General features: G+C 67.9%; 16 protein-coding genes. 2 read left to right on the plus strand and 14 right to left on the minus strand.

What is annotated here, in order from left to right; translation table 11 throughout:
• Positions 1 to 9: 9 nt before the first annotated feature.
• The 4 genes from AC1RLW_RS05665 to AC1RLW_RS05680 are packed head-to-tail and all read right to left on the minus strand — an operon-like array spanning position 10 to position 3,873.
• Positions 10 to 579 (minus strand): histidine phosphatase family protein, encoded by a 570-nt coding sequence (locus AC1RLW_RS05665; RefSeq protein ID WP_493192441.1) that lies wholly within the window; start codon positions 577 to 579, stop codon positions 10 to 12.
• Positions 576 to 1,370: an adenosylcobinamide-GDP ribazoletransferase gene (locus tag AC1RLW_RS05670; protein ID WP_095745119.1), complete on the minus strand. Its 795-nt coding sequence runs from the start codon at positions 1,368 to 1,370 to the stop codon at positions 576 to 578. The genes AC1RLW_RS05665 and AC1RLW_RS05670 overlap by 4 nt, the downstream gene beginning before the upstream one ends.
• Complete coding sequence (cobT, locus tag AC1RLW_RS05675) at positions 1,367 to 2,410, minus strand: nicotinate-nucleotide--dimethylbenzimidazole phosphoribosyltransferase (RefSeq protein ID WP_493192442.1); 1,044 nt, start codon at positions 2,408 to 2,410, stop codon at positions 1,367 to 1,369. Before cobT ends, AC1RLW_RS05670 begins: the two co-directional genes overlap by 4 nt.
• Positions 2,407 to 3,873, minus strand: a complete 1,467-nt coding sequence (locus AC1RLW_RS05680) for a cobyric acid synthase (RefSeq protein ID WP_493192443.1) — start codon at positions 3,871 to 3,873, stop codon at positions 2,407 to 2,409. The genes cobT and AC1RLW_RS05680 overlap by 4 nt, the downstream gene beginning before the upstream one ends.
• Before the next feature lie 90 nt (positions 3,874 to 3,963).
• On the opposite strand from AC1RLW_RS05680, the gene AC1RLW_RS05685 reads away from it, so the two are divergent.
• Positions 3,964 to 4,194 carry a hypothetical protein gene (locus AC1RLW_RS05685; RefSeq protein WP_493192444.1) on the plus strand — a complete coding sequence of 77 codons (231 nt, stop codon included), beginning with the start codon at positions 3,964 to 3,966 and terminating at the stop codon, positions 4,192 to 4,194.
• Positions 4,195 to 4,219: 25 nt separating this feature from the next.
• On the opposite strand, the gene AC1RLW_RS05690 is transcribed toward AC1RLW_RS05685, so the two are convergent.
• The 4 genes from AC1RLW_RS05690 to AC1RLW_RS05705 form a co-directional block, all read right to left on the minus strand.
• Positions 4,220 to 5,683, minus strand: coding sequence for an efflux transporter outer membrane subunit (locus AC1RLW_RS05690; protein WP_493192445.1), 1,464 nt, complete (start codon positions 5,681 to 5,683; stop codon positions 4,220 to 4,222).
• A 25-nt stretch (positions 5,684 to 5,708) separates the two neighbouring features.
• Complete coding sequence (locus tag AC1RLW_RS05695; RefSeq protein WP_070060506.1) at positions 5,709 to 8,981, minus strand: efflux RND transporter permease subunit; 3,273 nt, start codon at positions 8,979 to 8,981, stop codon at positions 5,709 to 5,711.
• A 40-nt stretch (positions 8,982 to 9,021) separates the two neighbouring features.
• Positions 9,022 to 10,275: an efflux RND transporter periplasmic adaptor subunit gene (locus tag AC1RLW_RS05700; RefSeq protein ID WP_062479898.1), complete on the minus strand. Its 1,254-nt coding sequence runs from the start codon at positions 10,273 to 10,275 to the stop codon at positions 9,022 to 9,024.
• A gap of 155 nt (positions 10,276 to 10,430) precedes the next feature.
• The gene (locus AC1RLW_RS05705) at positions 10,431 to 11,312 is read right to left on the minus strand and encodes an alpha/beta hydrolase fold domain-containing protein (protein WP_070060505.1); all 882 of its coding nucleotides are present in this window, start codon (positions 11,310 to 11,312) and stop codon (positions 10,431 to 10,433) included.
• Between the two features lie 181 nt (positions 11,313 to 11,493).
• Between AC1RLW_RS05705 and AC1RLW_RS05710 the strand changes: the two genes are divergently transcribed.
• Positions 11,494 to 12,408 carry a LysR family transcriptional regulator gene (locus AC1RLW_RS05710; RefSeq protein WP_493192446.1) on the plus strand — a complete coding sequence of 305 codons (915 nt, stop codon included), beginning with the start codon at positions 11,494 to 11,496 and terminating at the stop codon, positions 12,406 to 12,408.
• A gap of 21 nt (positions 12,409 to 12,429) precedes the next feature.
• On the opposite strand, the gene AC1RLW_RS05715 is transcribed toward AC1RLW_RS05710, so the two are convergent.
• The 6 genes from AC1RLW_RS05715 to AC1RLW_RS05740 form a co-directional block, all read right to left on the minus strand.
• Positions 12,430 to 13,056 carry an FMN-binding negative transcriptional regulator gene (locus AC1RLW_RS05715; protein WP_493192447.1) on the minus strand — a complete coding sequence of 209 codons (627 nt, stop codon included), beginning with the start codon at positions 13,054 to 13,056 and terminating at the stop codon, positions 12,430 to 12,432.
• A gap of 279 nt (positions 13,057 to 13,335) precedes the next feature.
• Positions 13,336 to 13,713 carry a hypothetical protein gene (locus tag AC1RLW_RS05720; RefSeq protein WP_493192448.1) on the minus strand — a complete coding sequence of 126 codons (378 nt, stop codon included), beginning with the start codon at positions 13,711 to 13,713 and terminating at the stop codon, positions 13,336 to 13,338.
• Between the two features lie 24 nt (positions 13,714 to 13,737).
• On the minus strand, positions 13,738 to 15,453 hold the full coding sequence (locus AC1RLW_RS05725; protein ID WP_493192449.1) for a ShlB/FhaC/HecB family hemolysin secretion/activation protein: 1,716 nt from the start codon (positions 15,451 to 15,453) through the stop codon (positions 13,738 to 13,740).
• A gap of 114 nt (positions 15,454 to 15,567) precedes the next feature.
• A complete protein-coding gene (locus tag AC1RLW_RS05730; RefSeq protein ID WP_493192450.1) occupies positions 15,568 to 16,302 on the minus strand; it encodes a hypothetical protein in 735 nt (244 codons plus the stop codon).
• Positions 16,303 to 16,304: 2 nt separating this feature from the next.
• Positions 16,305 to 16,736, minus strand: coding sequence for a hypothetical protein (locus tag AC1RLW_RS05735; RefSeq protein ID WP_493192451.1), 432 nt, complete (start codon positions 16,734 to 16,736; stop codon positions 16,305 to 16,307).
• Between the two features lie 63 nt (positions 16,737 to 16,799).
• Positions 16,800 to 17,198 (minus strand): hypothetical protein, encoded by a 399-nt coding sequence (locus AC1RLW_RS05740; RefSeq protein ID WP_493192452.1) that lies wholly within the window; start codon positions 17,196 to 17,198, stop codon positions 16,800 to 16,802.

A 17,198-nucleotide genomic window follows, 5' to 3' on the forward strand; every position in this document is an offset into this window, starting at 1 on the left:
GAGTTCCCCTCAGGTCGGCGCGGCGACCACGCGCCAGTCGCCAAAAGCCGCCGCGTCGTTGGGCCATTGATCGGCCCGCTCGGGGCACGACACGCCCTGCGACAGCAGCTGCACCGCCCGCAGCACGCCGGCATGCGTGACCCACAGCGCGTCGGCGCCGGTCGCCAGCCAGTCGGCATGCGCCGAGGCCACGCGCTGCATGAAGGCGCGCACGCTCTCGCCGTCGCCTCCGGCCGGGGCGTCGGCGAAACGATTCGTCCAGGCCTCGAATTCTTCGCGGGTCACCGCAGACCACAGGCGCCCTTCCCAGGCGCCGAAACTCATCTCCGCCAGCCGCGCATCGCGCCGCACCGACAGATCCGGCCGCAGCGCGACGATGGCGTCCGCCAGCATGGCGCAGCGCCGCAGCGGCGAACTCCACAGCGCGATGCCAACCGGCAGCACCGCGGCGATGCGCGCGGCTGCGGCTTGAGTGCCGTCCGCGTGCGCATCGAGGTCGGTCGCGCCGTAGCACAGGCCCGCCGGCGCGATCACCGGTGCGTGACGCTGCAGCCAGAGCTGGGCGGTCGCGGTACTCATGCCTTCCACGCCAGCGCGAGGTAGATCGCCAGTTCGCACACCTGCTGCGTCGCCCCGAGCCCGTCGCCCGTGAAGCCCTGCAGCCGACGCACGAAGAGCCGCGCCATCCAGCCACCCGCGAGCACCAGCGCCACGAGCGCCGCGCCCACGTGCACCGCGTCGTGCGCGCACAGCAGCAGCGCCACGGCGGGCGCGGCCCAGAGCACGGCGACGAGCAGCGCACCGCCGCTGATCGCGTCGGCCAGCGGCTTGGCCTTGCTGCCGCTGCTGTCGCCCACGTAGGGCAGCCAGCGGATCAGGAACAGCGGCGCCAGCCGCGACAGCACGTGCGCCCCGACGATGGACACCGCCGCCACGTCCAGCCCGCGCGCGGCCAGCGCAGCCAGCAGGCCGAACTTCAGGCCCAGCGCCAGCACCAGCGCGACCGCGCCGAAGGCGCCGATGCGCGAGTCCTTCATGATCTCCAGCGCGCGCTCGCGGCTGGCCGAACCGCCGAGGCCGTCGGCCACATCGGCCAGGCCGTCTTCATGGAAGGCGCCCGTGAGCATCACGGTGGCGACGGTGCTCAGCACGGCGGCGACCAGCGCCCCTGCCACGCCCGGCAGACCCGCCCCCACGGCAACGAAGACGGCCGCCGCCACCCCACCCGCGATCCAGCCGATGGCCGGCAGGTGCGCCGCGGCGGCGCGCAGCATCTGCGGACTGAAGCCGACCCAGGCGGCGAGTTTTCCCGTCACCGGCACGCGGGTGAAGAACTGGACCGCCAGCAGGAAGTGGCGCACACCGTTCATTGCTGGCGCGACACGCCCGCCGATTCGAAGCTCGCCATCTCGCGCAGGATGCGGCAGGCCGATTCGAGCAGCGGCCATGCCAGCGCGCCACCCGAGCCCTCGCCCAGTCGCAGGTCGAGGTTCAGCAAGGGCTCGAGCCCGAGGTGCTTCAGCAGCAGCGTGTGCCCGGGCTCCGCCGAGCTGTGCGCCGCCACGCAGCGCTGCGTCACCTGCGGCCGGAGCGCCTGGGCGACCAGCACGGCGGCGCTGGCGATGAAGCCGTCGACCACGATCACGCGCCGCTCCTGCGCCGCCTGCAACACGGCGCCGACCAGCGTCGCCACCTCGAAGCCGCCGAACGCGGCCAGCGCCTCGAGCGGCGCGGTCGCGCCCGCATGCAGGGCGAGCACCTCGCGCAGCACCTCGCGCTTGCGTGCCAGGCCGTCGGCATCGAGCCCCGTGCCGGCGCCGGTGCACAGGCCGATGTCCAGCCCGGTCAGGCGCGACAGCAGCAGCGCGGCGGACGAGCTGTTGCCGATGCCCATTTCGCCCAGCAGCAGCGCGTTGCCCGGCAGCGCGCGCACCACCTCGCGGCCGTTGGCGATGGCCTGGGCGCACTGCTCGGACGTCATGGCGGGGCCGGCCGAAGCGTCGGCCGTGCCGGCGGCGATGCGCCGCGACACCAGGCCGGGGCGCGGCTGGAAGTCGCGCCGCACGCCGCAATCGACCACGGTGAGCGCCAGGCCGTGCTGGCGCGCCAGCACGCTGACGGCCGCGCCGCCGGCCAGGAAGTTCTCGACCATCTGCCAGGTCACGTCGCTCGGGTAGGCCGACACGCCGCGCGCCGCCAGCCCGTGGTCGCCCGCGCACACCAGCATCTGCGGCGCGTCGAGCACGGGCTGCTCGGTGCCCAGGATGGTGCCGATGCGCAGCGCCAACGCTTCGAGGCGGCCCAGTGCGCCGACGGGCTTGGTCTTGTTGTCGAGCGCGGCCTGCAGGCGGGCCGCGAGCGCGGCGTCGGCGATGTCTGGAATGGCGGGGATCAAATCGGTGTCGGTCATGCGATCAGGCCGGCAAGCACGCCGGCGTCGAAGTGGGTGTCGATGAAGTCGGCCAGGCCGTCGAAGGTGGCGTCCAGCGTGGGCGCCGTGGTGCCGAACAGCGCTTGCAGCGCGGCCGGGTCTTCGAACAGGCCATGCAGGTACAGGCCCAGCACGTTGCCGCGCGCGTTCTGCCAGGCCAGCCCCTCGGGCATCACGGCGCGGCCGTCGTGGGCCAGCTGAGGGTGGGCGGCCGTCTGGCCGTGGTGGATTTCATAGCCGGCGATGCGCACGCCCGCCAGCGCGGCCCAGGGGCCGTCGACCAAATCCGCCGAAAAGGTCGCCGCGCGGTGCCGCACGGTCTTCTCGCGCTCGAACACGGTCACGAGCGGCAGCAGCCCGAGCCCGGGCGCGTTGCCATCGATGCCGTGCGGATCGACCAGCGCCTCACCCAGCATCTGCAGCCCGCCGCACACGCCCAGCACCGCGCCGCCGCGCCCGGCGTGCTCGGCCACCGCGCGGTCCAGCCCCTGCGCGCGCAGCCAGGCCAGGTCGCCGCTCGTGTGCTTGGAGCCGGGCAGCACGATCCAGTCGGCGCCGGCCACGTCGGCCGGCGTGCGGGCCCAGACCAGGCGCACGCCGGGCACGTTCTTCAGCGCCTGGAACTCGTCGAGGTTGCTCAGGCGCGGGTACGCGACCACCGCCACGGTGCGCGTGACCACGCCGCTGGCGCGACTGCGGTCGTCGAACACGCCGTCTTCCTCGGGCAGGCCGTGCTGCCACCACATGGGCAGCGTGGCCACGGTGGGCACGCCGGTCAGTGCCTGCAGCTGCTGCGGCGCGGGCGCCAGCAGCGACGCGTCGCCCCGGAACTTGTTGAGCACGAAGCCGGTGATGAGCGCCCGGTCGGCCTCGGGCAGCAGCGCCCAGGTGCCGTACAGGTGGGCGAAGGCGCCGCCGCGGTCGATGTCGGTCGCCAGCAGGCAGTGCGCCTGGGCGTGGCGGGCGACGCGCAGGTTGACGATGTCGCTGGCCATGAGGTTGATCTCGGCCGGCGAACCGGCGCCTTCGATGACGACCACGTCGTTCTCGGCGCGCAGTTCGTCGAAGACCTGCGCGATCTGCGGCCAGACGCGCTCGCTGCGCCCGCGCCACGGCAGGGTCGACAGCGCCTCGCTCACCTGCCCCATCAGCACCACCTGGCTGTGGGTGTCGCGCTCGGGCTTGAGCAGCAGCGGGTTCATGCGCACGTCGGGCACGGCGTGGGCGGCCAGGGCTTGGAAGTACTGGGCGCTGCCGATCTCGCCGCCCTCGACCACGCGGGCGTTGTTGCTCATGTTCTGCGCCTTGAACGGCGCCACCCGCAGCCCCTGGCGGGCATACCACCGGCACAACGCGGTGGCCAGCCAGCTCTTGCCGGCGCCGCTGGTGGTGCCCAGGACCATGACGCAGCGCGCCGGCCCGCTTGTCGCTCTAGAACTCATCCGGGGATTGTCGTTGAGCGCCGAACTGAAACCGGAAGGCCGACTCAGACGTAATAAGGATGAGGCCTCTCAGGGCCGCACCGGAAAATCATGTCCGCCCTCAACGATCTGGCGCTGACGGTCGAGGAACGCGAGCCGGGCCGGTTCTACTGGCTCCTGCTCGAAGCCGTCCACGACACCGGCAGCACCTCCGACACGCTCGGCTACCGGCCGCTGCGGGTGGCTGCGCGCCCGCAGGCCAGCTATTCGAGTGCGCTCGCGCTGGGGGCGGTGGCGCTGAAACAGGCCGCCGCCACGGCGACGCATCCGGGCCCCGGCTAGAGCGCCTGAGCCCGGAAGGCCGCGATCAGCGGGTCGCCACCTTCTCCGTGGCCGGCACTTCCCACCCGCCGCCGATGGCGCGGATCAGCCCCACCGTCGCCTGGTACTGGGCCGACTTCACCTGCAGCGCCTGGCGCCGGTTGCGCAGCTCGCTGCGGCGCGCGTCAAGCAGGTCGAGCTGGCTCACGTAGCCGTTGCGGTAGCGCGTGTCCGACAGGCTGGTGGCGCGCTGGGCCGAGGTCACGGCCTGCGCCTGCACCACCGACTGCTCCTGCAGGATGCGGATGGCCGCCAGCTGGTCTTCGACCTCCTGGAACGCCACCAGCACCTGCGAGCGGTAGCTGGCCAGCGCGCCGTCGAGCTGGGCGTTCGCGCCCTGCACGCCGGCCTCGCGGCGCCCGCCGTCGAAGATCGGCAGCGACAGCAGCGCGCCCACGCCCCACGAGCGGGCCGACCACTTGAACAGGTCGCCGATCTCGGGCGAGGCGTAGCCGGCCGCGCCGGTCAGCGAGATGTTCGGGAACCACGCCGTCTGCGCCACGCCCACGCGGGCCTGCGCGGCCATGACGGCGCTCTGCGCGGCCGACACGTCGGGCCGGCGCGTGAGCACGGTGGACGGCACGCCCGGCGGGATCACCGGCAGCGCGGTGGCCCAGTCGTCGGGCCGCATGCCGAAGCTGGAGGCCGAATCGCCCACCAGCACGGCCAGCGCATGTTCCACCTGGGCGCGCTGGCGGTCGAGCGCGAGCGCGTCCGACTCGGTGGACGACACCTCGGTCTGCACGCGCGCCACGTCGAGCTCGGCGATGTCGCCGGCCTGCTGGCGGCGCTGCGTCAGGCGCAGCGTGTCGCGGTAGGCGGCGACCGATTCGCGCACCAGCACGCGCTCGGCGTCGAGCGCGCGCAGCTGCAGGTAGGTCTGCGCCACCTCGGCCTGCACCGCGAGCCGCGTGCTCTGCAGCAGCGCCTCGCGGCCGGCCGCGTCGAGCTTGGCCGCATCGGCCGCGCCCGAAAGGCGCCCGAACAGGTCGACCTCGTACGAGAACGTGGCGCCGATGTTGGTCATGGTGCCCGGCCGGGTGCTGGCCGTGGCCTTGTCCAGGCCCGCACCGCGGTTGGCGCCGGCGCCCAGGCCGATCTGCGGCAGGCGGTCGGCCTGGGCGCTGCGCGCCAGCGCGCGGGCCTCGGCCAGCCGCGCGGCGGCGGCCTGGATGTTGGTGTTGTCGACCTCGGCGCGCTGGATCAGCGTGTTGAGCACCGGGTCGTTGAACGCCAGCCACCACTCGCCGCGCGGTTGCGCCTCGGCGGGCGTGGCCCGGGTGAAGCCGGTCGGGGCCGTGGCACCCGGCTGTTCCTTGAACTGCGCCGCGGTCGGCACCGTGGGCATGCCCGAAGGCACGCTGGCGCAACCGGCCAGCACCAGGGCCGCCACCAGCGGCAGCACGGCGGCGCGCAAGGGGCGCATCAGGGTTGGGATTGCGAATGTCATGGACAACCTTCTTTCTTCTTGTCGATCAGTCATGCGCGCCATGCGAGGGGCGCGGCGAGGCCGGCACCGGGTGCAGACCACCACCACCGCCACCGTGCGAAGGCGCCACCGGATGGTCGGCCGACACGAAGTCGTCGCCGTGCGGCACTTCGCCGTGCAGCTTGAGCGGCCGGTTGCCCGCCAGGCGGCGCATCAGCACATAGAACACCGGCGTCAGGAACAGGCCGAAGGCCGTCACACCGATCATCCCGGCAAACACCGCCACGCCCATCGCCTTACGCATCTCGGAGCCGGCACCGGTCGAGAGCACCAGGGGCAGCACACCCATCACGAAGGCCAGCGAGGTCATCAGGATCGGGCGCAGGCGCAGGCGGCTGGCTTCGATCGCGGCCTGGATGGGCGTGCGTCCGGCGAACTCCAGCTCCCGTGCGAACTCCACGATCAGGATCGCGTTCTTCGCACTCAGCCCCACCAGCACGATCAACCCGATCTGCGTGAAGACGTTGTTGTCGCCTCCCGAGATCCACACGCCCGCCATCGCGGCCATGATGCCCATCGGCACGATCAGGATGATCGCGATCGGCAGCGTCAGGCTTTCGTACTGCGCGGCCAGCACCAGGAACACCAGCAGGATCGCCAGCGGGAACACCAGGAAGGCGGAGTTGCCAGCCAGGATTTCCTGGTACGTCAGCTCGGTCCACTCGAAGCTCACGCCCTTGGGCAGCGTCTCGGCCGCGATCTTGGTGATCACGTCCTGTGCCTGACCCGACGAATAGCCGGGGGCCGGGCCGCCGTTGATGTCAGCGGCCAGGTAGCCGTTGTAGCGCATGGCGCGTTCCGGACCGAAGGTCGAGTTGACCTTCATCAGCGCGGCCAGCGGCACCATCTCGCCCGAGGTCGAGCGCACCTTCAGCATGCCCACGTCTTCGGCACGGGCGCGGTACGGCGCATCGGCCTGGACGCGCACGGAGTACGTGCGGCCGAACTTGTTGAAGTCGTTGGCGTACAGGCTACCGAGGTAGATCTGCATCGTGTCGAAGATGTCCGTCACCGGCACGCCGAGCTGGCGGGCCTTGGTGCGGTCGATGTCGGCGTACAGCTGCGGCACGTTGACCTGCCAGCTCGTGAACATGCCCGTCAGCTCAGGCGCTGCATACGCCTTGGCCATGAAGGCCTTCACCGCCACGTCCATCTGGTCGTAGCCGACCGAGGCGCGGTCTTCGATCTGCAGCTTGAAGCCGCCGGTCGTGCCCAGGCCTGCCACCGGCGGCGGCGGGAACATCACGATGAACGCGTCCTGGATGCTCGAGAACGCGCCGTTGAGCTGGCCGGCCACCGCACCGCCGCTCTGGTCGGCGCGCTTGCGCTGGTCGAAGGGCTTGAGCGTGGCGAACACGATGCCCGAGTTCGAGCTGTTGGTGAAGCCGTTGATCGACAGGCCCGGGAAGGCAATCGCGTCTTCCACGTTCGGGTTCTTCTTCATGATCTCGCCCATGCGGGTGATCACCTCTTCCGTGCGGTCGAGCGTGGCGCCGTCGGGCAGCTGGGCAAAACCGATGAGGTACTGCTTGTCCTGCGCCGGCACGAAGCCGCTGGGCACGGCCTTGAAGAGGCCGAAGGTCACGCCCACCAGCGCGAGGTAGATCACCAGCATCAGCGTCTTGCGCGAGATCACGCGCTTGACGCCGCCGCTGTAGGCCTCGGAGCCGCGATGGAAGAACTTGTTGAAGCCGCGGAACAGCCAGCCGAAGGCCTTGTCCATGCCGCGCGTCAGGGCGTCCTTCGGCTGGTCGTGGCCGCGCAGCAGCAGTGCTGCCAGGGCCGGCGACAGCGTCAGCGAGTTGATGGCCGAGATCACCGTCGAGATCGCGATGGTCACCGCGAACTGCTTGTAGAACTGGCCCGTGAGACCGCTGATGAACGCCAGCGGCACGAACACGGCCACGAGCACCAGGGCGATCGCAATGATGGGGCCCGACACTTCGCGCATCGCGCGGTACGTGGCTTCACGCGGTGTGAGCCCCGCCTCGATGTTGCGCTCGACGTTCTCCACCACCACGATGGCGTCGTCCACCACGATGCCGATCGCCAGCACCAGCCCGAACAGGCTCAGTGCATTGATCGAGAAACCGAGGATGTGCAGCACCGCGAAGGTACCGATCACCGAGACCGGCACGGCCAGCAGCGGAATGATCGACGCGCGCCACGTTTGCAGGAACAGGATCACCACGAGCACCACCAGCGCGATGGCTTCGAGCAGCGTGTGGATCACCGATTCGATCGATGCGCGCACGAACTGCGTCGGGTCGTAAGCGATGCGGTATTCCAGGCCTTCGGGCATGTTCTTGTTGAGCTCTTCCATCGTCTTGCGGACGTTGGACGAGATGTCGAGCGCGTTGGAGCCCGGTGCCTGGAACACGCCCATGCCGACGGCCGGGTCGTTGTTCAGCAGCGAACGCAGCGAGTAGTCGGCGGCGCCCATTTCGAGGCGGCCGATGTCGCGCAGGCGGGTCACGGCGCCGTCGGTGCCGCTCTTGACGATGATGTCGCCGAACTCTTCTTCGCTCTGCAGGCGCCCTTGCGCATTGATCGACAGCTGCATGTCCACGCCCGACAGGCCCGGCGATGCGCCGACCACGCCGGCCGCGGCCTGCACGTTCTGGCCGCGGATGGCCGCCACCACGTCGGAAGCCGAGAGGCCGCGCTGCGCGACCTTCTGCGGGTCGAGCCAGACGCGCATGGAGTAGTCGCCGCCGCCGAAGATCTGCACCTGGCCCACGCCTTCGATGCGCGCGAGCGGGTCCTTCACGTTCAGCACCGCGTAGTTGCGCAGGTAGTTGATGTCGTAGCGGTTGTTCGGCGAGACGAGGTGGACCACCATCGTCAGGTCGGGTGCGCTCTTGACGGTCGTGATACCGAGGCGCCGCACTTCTTCGGGCAGGCGCGGCTCGGCTTGCGAGACGCGGTTCTGCACCAGCTGCTGGGCCTTGTCGGGATCGGTGCCGAGGCGGAAGGTGACGGTGAGCGTCATCACGCCGTCGGTCGTCGCCTGGCTGCCCATGTAGAGCATGCCTTCGACGCCATTGATCTGCTCTTCGAGCGGCGTGGCCACCGTTTCAGCGATCACCTTCGGGTTGGCGCCCGGGTACGTCGCGCGCACCACCACCGAAGGCGGCGCGACTTCCGGGTACTCCGAGATCGGCAGACCGCGCAGCGCAATCAGGCCCGCGATCAGCATCAGTAGCGACAGCACGCCGGCAAAGATCGGCCTGTCGATGAAGAATTTTGAGAGATTCATGTTGGTTCTCCGGCGGGCGCCAGGGCGCCCTCCTCCGAAATCAGGACTTCGCGGCCTCGGCCACGCGTTCCGGTTGTTGTTGCTTCGTATCGAGCTTGGCGTCCATCGTCACGGTCTGCGGCACCACCAGCGCACCCGGGCGGATGTGCTGCAGGCCGTTCACCACCACGCGGTCGCCGGCCTTCAGGCCCTTGCTCACCACGCGCAGGCCGTTGATGGGCGCGCCCAGCGTCACCTCGCGGTACATGGCCTTGTTGTCGTCGCCCACGACCATCACGAACTTCTTGTTCTGGTCGGTGCCGATGGCACGCTCGCTCACCAGCAGCGCGGTGTCGTTGCGGGCCTGGCCCATGCGGATGCGGGCGAACTGGCCGGGAATGAGCGCGCCGTCCTTGTTGTCGAACGAGGCACGCACGCGCACGGTGCCGCTGCGGGCGTCGACCTGGTTGTCGATCAGCTGCAGCTTGCCGGTGAAGGGCGTGCCTTCGAGGCCTGCGGTGCCCATCTGCACAGGGATCGTGTCGATCTGGCCGCGGGCGCCGGCGTTGGCCGGCAGGTCCTTCAGCGCGCGGGTGATGACCTGCTCGTCAGCGTCGAAGCTCGCGTAGATCGGGCTCACCGACACCAGCGTGGTCAGCACGGGCGCGCCGGGGCCGGCGGCCACCAGGTTGCCCACGGTCACTTCGAGCTTGCCGATGCGACCCGAGACCGGCGCGCGCACCTGGGTGTAGCCCAGGCTCAGGCGTGCGGTCTGCAGCGAGGCTTGCGCCGCGCGCAGGTTGGCTTCGGCTTCGCGGCCGGCGTTCACGCGCTCGTCGAGTTCGCGTTGCGCGATGGCCTGCTCGTCCCACAGGCGGCGGGCGCGTTCCTGCTCGCTGCGGCTGAAGGCCTGGCGGGCCTGTGCCGACGCGACCTGCGCTTCGGCACGCTCCACCTCGGCGGCGTACGGCGCCGGGTCGATGGTGATGAGCAGGTCGCCCTGCTTCACCAGCGCGCCTTCGCGGAAGTGCACCGCCTGCACGGCGCCTGCCACGCGGGAGCGCACATCGACGCGTTGCACGGCTTCGAGCCGGCCCGAGAACTCGTCCCAGGCGTTGATCTCGCTCGACGCCACGGTGGCGACCGACACCGGCGTGCCCTGTTGCGCGGCGACCGGGGCGGTGGCCTCGGCCTTGAAGCTGTACATGCCCACCACCGCGGCGGCCACGGCCAGCACCGCGGTGAGGCCGGTGACGGCGGGCCACAGCCCCTTACGGGTGATGGAAGACAGCGATTGTTCGTTCTTGTTCGACATGATGGTTCGTCCTTCTCGATGACTTTTTCGGGATGCAACAGGCCATCCCGGCGCCGGCGGCGTCAGGAGGCGGAATTCAGAGAACAGAAAGCCCTGCCACCCGCCTCGGTGGAGGCGGCGGCTTGGTTCAGGGGGCGGAGCGGACCCTCGCGGGCCTAGCTGGGCTCAGGGACCGCCGGGGGCGGTGTGGTGGCGCTGAAGAACTCGCGGAAGTGCTGCTGCACGCTGGCTTCGCAGGATGCGCATCCCACGGCCTCGGTGTCGTACAGCGCCTTGGGCCAGTTGTCGGCGCCGGTCAGCACGCTGCTCGTGACCTCGATGCCGGCCGATCGCAGGCGGCCCGCGAAGGTCATGGCCTCGTCGCGCATCGCGTCGTCGGGCCCCACCAGCACCAGCGCCGGCGCCAGGGCGGCCAGCCGCAGCGATCCGCTCGGCACCGCATAGGGGTGCGTGGCGTTCGAGGGACAGCTCAAATACTTGGCCCAGCCCGTGGCCCAGCGGCATTCGGCCGCGTCGTTGGTCGCATTGCGCAGCGAGGCGGTGCCGGCGCACGGGTCGAGCATGGGCGACAGCAGGATCTGGCCCGCCAGCGGCGGATGGGCGCGGTCGCGGGCCACCAGGGCCACGCTGGCCGCCAGGTTGCCGCCGGCCTCTTCGCCGGCCAGGTACACCTGGGCGCCCTTGCCGCCAAGCTTCACGCGCTGCTTGTAGAGCCATTCGAGCGCCGCATAACCCACCTCGACCGGCTCCGGGAACGGGGCCGCCGGGGCCAGCGGGTAGTCCAGCGAGACCACCACCGCGCCCGCGCCGGCCAGCAGCCGGGCCACGTTGCGGCCGTTGTCGAGGTTGCCGCAGATGAAGGTGCCGCCATGGAAATGCAGCACCAGCGGCACGGTCTCGCCCCGTGGACGCTGACCGTAGACACGGGCAGCCACGGGCTCGCGGCCGGGCAGCTCGATCGACAGATCGGACTCCACGCCTTGCGCCGCGGCAAGCGCAGCAGCTTCAGCGGACCGGGACGATGGACGGGGTGACATGGGCGACCTCAGGGGGATGGGCGATGGTTGAAATATAAGGCGCTACAAGCGCGTTGAAACAGGAAACACAGCCCTACTCTGTTTCCAAACGGAGAACAATCGGGCATACCGTAGGGGCGCATTCCTTGTGTGAGAATCCGCCTCCTTCCGGCATACGCCGGTCTCCCTGAACAGGCATTCGATGGATCAAATCCAGGCAATGCGGATCTTTGTCCGCGTGGTCGAAGCCGGCACCTTCACCCGTGCCGCCGACTCTCTGGCCCTGCCCAAGGGCACCGTCACCAAGCAGATCCAGGCGCTGGAATCGCGCCTGCGCGTGAAGCTGCTCAACCGCACGACGCGGCGCGTCACCGTCACGCCCGACGGCGCCGCCTACTTCGAGCGCGCCGCGCGGCTGCTGAACGACTTCGACGACATGGAAGCCAGCATGACGAACGCGCAGGCCAACCCCACGGGGCGGCTGCGCATCGACGTGGGCACCTCGGTGGCGCAGCAGATCATCCTGCCCAACCTGGCCAGCTTCTGCGACCGCTACCCCGACATCCAGGTCGACCTGGGCGTGAGCGACCGCACCGTCGACCTGATCAGCGACAACGTCGACTGCGTGATCCGCGCCGGCGAGCTCAGCGACCAGTCGCTGGTGGCGCGCCGCATCGGCACCCTGCACTTCGTCACCGTGGCCTCGCCGGCCTACATCAAGCGCTATGGTGCGCCGCAGCATCCCAACGACATCGAGAAGCGCCACCACGTCGTGAGCTACTTCTCGGGCACCACCCGGCGCGTGTACCCGCACGAGTTCAAGAAGGGCGACGAGTACATCGAGCTCAACGGCCCCTACCGCGTGTCGGTCAACGAGAGCAACGCCCACATGACGGCCGTGCTCGCGGGCTTCGGCCTGTCGCAGTGCATCACCTTCACGGCCGAGCCGCTGCTGGAGACCGGCGAACTCGTCGAGGTGCTGGCCGACTGGCAGCGCGACCCGCTGCCGATCCACGTGGTGTACCCGCCGAACCGGCACCTGAGCGCGAAGGTGCGGGCGTTTGTGGACTGGGCGGCGGATCTGTTTGCGAAGAATCCGCGGTTGCAGCGGCGCTGAGGGGCGCCCTTTCTCGCCTTTTCAGGGCTGGATCAGCGCTGCCAGCGCACGTGCCGGCAGCGATTCTTCCCGCCCCAGGTGCTCGACCAGGCTGCGCCGGTCGGCCTCGGTGCGCTGCTGCGAGAGAAAGCGCTTGCCGCTCAGCGCGAGGATGTCGATCTCGAACCCGACCAGCCGCTTCAACGCGTCATCGACGAACTCGGGCGATGCATCGGCCAATGACCAGGACTCTTCGCGCCCCGCCTCCTGCGACCGCGTCAGCGCTTCGAGATGCGTGCGCAGCCAGACGGCGTCTTCGATGAACCGCAACCGCCCCGTCGCCTGCACCGCGATGTAGTTCCAGCTCGGCGCCAATCGCCCGCTGCGCTGGCCGTTGACGTACCAGCGCGGGGAAATGAACGCGTTCGGGCTCTGGAGGACGACCGTGACGTCACAACCCTCGCGCGCCTCGCTGTTCCACAACGAATGGCTGCGGGCTACATGGCCTGCCAACATGCCGTGCGTGCCGCGATCGATCACCTCCAGCGGCAACAGGTTCGCATCGACCGCACCACCCGCGACAGTGAAGAGCGTGGCGAGCGGGTAGGCACGCATGAGCCGGTGAAGCTCGTCGCGTGCCTCGATGGCGAAAAGGGGCTGGATGTGCACGGGGGAGGCCTTTCGGGGGATCGACGCGCGTCGAGTATTGCGCCGCGTCTGGCTTTCCTCCGTCGCCTGGGCGATTCGTGTTGCCGCCGAGGTGGTGTCAGGGCTTCACGAAGAAGAAGACCGGCGGCCGCCCGCCAACAGTTGGAGCACAGAACGGATGATCGGTCGCTCTACTTGCTCACCGGACTCGATCGGGCGGTGTCCTGGAACGAGACCGTCGTACCGCTCTCGTCTTCGATCCATCCCCGCCACGTGCCGCGACCCCACGATGTCTTGACTTCATACGTGGATCACGTAGGTTTTCCCTGGGAGCGCGACGAACTTCATGGGGATGGTGCTCGCCTGGAACTGCGGATGCGTCCTGAGCCCGACCACCACGGCGTGTTCGCCAGGCACTATTTCCCATCGGTCCACGGGCAGAAGCACATGGGGGACTCTTTCTCCATCGATCGAGTGAAAGTAGGACGCTCCGCGCGGCCCGGACTTGACGATGGCAAGGCTGGAAAGCGGAGCCGTCTCGGTGCCGGGCGCGCGGTAAGGCGCTGCGGCGCAGCCTGCCAACATCACTGCGGCGGCCGATGCGAAAGCCGCAATGGCTTTGGAATTTCGACGCATGCCGATCTCACGGCCTTGCATCACTGTGGGCTTGAGGTCCATAGGTGAATCGGTGATCAGGCTCTGTCAAAAGCTCGCGTTGAGATTGAACCCGAGCGTGACCTTCGCCGTGCGATAGCCCTCAGGCTTGGCAACTGGGGCGCCGACGAAGAAGTCGTAGCTCAACTTGCTCCATTGGCCACGCACGCCGATGACAGCCCCCGCCAGCTGACGCCCCAGCAGATCGGCCGTCGAACGACCACCGACATGGCCGTAGTCCAGGCCTGCGTACAGCTCCGCCCCACTCTGCCCCATCGCCCAGCCGACGTCGTTGCGGATCAACACGCCGCGCTCGCCCATCAGGCTGGTCTCGCCGTCGAAGCCACGCACGGTGTAGCGCCCACCGATGGAGAAGCGGTCTTGCGGCGTCAGCGGCGTGCGGTTCCACTGCGCGCGGACCAGGCCGGAGTAGCGAAGCTTCTGTTCGCCGAGCTTGAACGGCGCGTTGAGGCTGATCTCGGCCGTGTAGAGCTTCAGTCGCGAAGTGCCTTCTCCGAACTCCTCTTCAGGCGCCGCACGCGAACCGAAACCACCCGTGCCGCGCTTGTAGGCCAGCGTACCTTCGAGGGTGGCTTCGCCGATGAACTCCTTGTGGTTCAGGCTCAACTCCCAACCGCCCACCACGCGATGCTGCACGTCGACTTCGGTGTCATCGACGAAATTGCGCGACTCGCGCCGCCAACCCTTGATCGCCATCGTCGTCTTGCGGCTCTGGTCGCGGTAGAGCAGGCGCGAGAGCTTGACCTCGGCGTTGTTGGACTTGCCGGCGTAGATGTAGTCCTGGCTCAGGCCGGCGATGCTCTGGTGGTACTGGCTGTTGGAAGCCGTGAAGCCCAGCAGCCAATGGCCGTACGGCACCGAGTAGTGCAGCGTCTGGCCTTCGGTGCCATAGCTGGGCTCGGACAGGAAATGGCTGTTGATGCTGTGGTTGGCGCTGACGTAGAACAGGTCATTCAGGCCCAGAGGGCTGTCCACCGACACCGTGACACCGGCCTGGTTGCGGCCCGTGGCCTTGGTGCCGCTGTCGTCCAGACTCAGTGCGACGCGCCACTTCTTGGACTGCGCGTACTTGACGACGAGGTCGCTGTCGCCGGGCTTTGCATTGGGCGCGGTGGAGGGCTCAATCTGGATATCGGCTTCTGCTGTCGGAGCGCGCTTGAGGTTTTCGAGGCCCTGCTCGATGTCGCGCAGGTTCAGCAGATCGCCGGGGCGTGCTGGGATGGCGGAGGTCAGTAGCGCCGAACTTCCAAGCAACGCGGGCGACGAGTCCGGCGTCAACCGAATGGCGGCAATGCGGCCGGGCACGAGCGACAAGGTCAAGGTGCCCGTCGAGAGATCCTGCGGTGCGGCCAGCACCCGGGTGGTCACGTAACCGCGCGCGATGACTGCTTGCTGGGCGCGTGCGAGTACGACGTTGACACCGGCAGTACCAAGGCACCGGCCAATGGGGGAATCGTTGTGCTCGGGGCCAGACAGGTCGGCTACGGCCCATTGGAAGGACTCGGACTGCTCGCCGATCAGCAGTACGCGATCGATGCGAAAGCACGGGGACTCGGATTCGGGAATGCGCTGGGTCGGTGCCGGAGGTGCGACTTGCAGGCGCTGGTCGACGGTGCGTTCGTTCTGCTCGCGCAAAGCACGCTCGCGCTCTTGCTGGCGCTGCTGTTCGACGAAAGGTTGTGGCGTGCTGGGGACCTGGGCCTGAGCCCACAAGGGGCCGCCCAACAGCACGCCAGCCAGCATGGCTCGCGAATTTGCTTTCAATTTCTCTCCCTGGTCGTTCTATCTGCGTACGGCACACGGGGCGGTGCATTCACCACCCGAAAACAAGATGCAAGCCTTGGCTTGACTGGGGGCTCAAGGCCTCGCAGAACGCACGGCGGCCGGCGGAGCCTGCGCTCGAATGTTCTGAACGATCCTTGCCGCCAGCGCATCGACCGCGTAGTCGTAGCTCTGGGCGACCTCCTGTGGATGATCGAACAGCTCGTTGAAGCTCGACCAGTGATGATCGGGATTCGCTGGCACGCTCCACGACGCGTCACCACTCGCATCTGCACCGTAGTAGAGCGTTTCGCTATAGAGGCTGTCTTCCGTCCTCCCTCGAACTAGATAGGCGCTCAGGTTGACGCGCGGCACGTAGTCTTTCGAGAAGCGGGCGGAGTACATACCGACCTCGTTGAGGTAGATGCGCAGCACAGCGTCGGACTCGGGCAACTGGCTCTCGTCGATATCCGGCAAGCCAGATCGGCCCGCCGTGCCTTCGAGCGCCTGCGTCTCGTAACCCTGCGCTGCCAGTTGACGAACCAGTGCCGCCGTCAGCCTCGGCCCCATGTCCTTGCGCGTCGTCTCCATACGGGCATTGAAGTCAGAGCTCTTGATGCGATCCGCGATCGACTGCCACAACACTCCGAGCGGGATGCCTTTGTTTTCGGTGTGCAGCTTGTCGATGGGAGCCACGGGAACCACCACGACGCGCGCCAGCGGGGGCTGCGGGACGGGCGAGACGGGCGATCGAGCGCAGCCGGAAAGAAGCGCGCCGGCAATCAATGCGATGACAGCGACCGCCCATGCGAACGGGTGTGACAGCTTCATTCTCAGAACCGGCCCGTGTCCTTGGGGTTGTGCACGATCTGGATCAGCACGTCGGGCGCATAGGCCTTGGTGCGGGAGATCTCGGCGATCTCGCCGCCGGCTGCGCCGGCGAAGACCAGCACGCCCTGCCCTTTGTAGGCGAGGTAATGGCGCCAACGGTCTGTTCCGTTATACGTGGGTATCCACGCCTTGCCGGTGTTGTCCACCGTTTCGGCATCCGGCTTGCCCATGATCTGGCGGGCTTCTGCGTAGGTCATGCCGGTGCGCAATTGAGCGATGGCTGTGCCCGGTACGGGCTGACCGACGATGGTGCGTTCTTCGTCTTCTTCTGCGGCCACCAATGCGCGGCGGACGGGTTCGTACAGAGGCGCGGTTCGGCAAGCAGGAAGGGCGATGCACGCCAGTATGGCCATGCAAATTGATTGAATTTTCATTTTCAATGATTTGATCAGAATAATCTCTCTTTGAAACTGCTCCAGATGCCACCTTCGTCAGCGTTAATTTTCATCAAAGAAAACGATGCTCATAACCTCCCCGTCTCCAACCAAATTAATCCCCTCAGTGCGAAGCCCAACATAAAGAGTGCCAACTATTTTCTCTTGGATCGATATGCTCTTCCCCTTAAGATCAAACTCAAATCTCAAGACGCCATCAATACCTCTCCAAGATACATATATATCAGAGTTTGCGTTTATCCAAAACTGAACGCCACCCTCGATATTTTCAATATTCTCGTCAAAAGCAATTCGATCGCTTCCATCAGGAGGAAAATAATAGGCCATCCCATTTAAAGGGTGCTCGAGCTTTGCACCAATTTTCATTAAAGAGTTTTTCGAAAAATCAAAAGCCTGCCTCCAAGAGCAAGAGAAATTAATTTGACAGCGATGATCACTCAT

The sequence above is a fragment of the Variovorax sp. GW822-FHT04A09 genome, assembly GCF_058801005.1.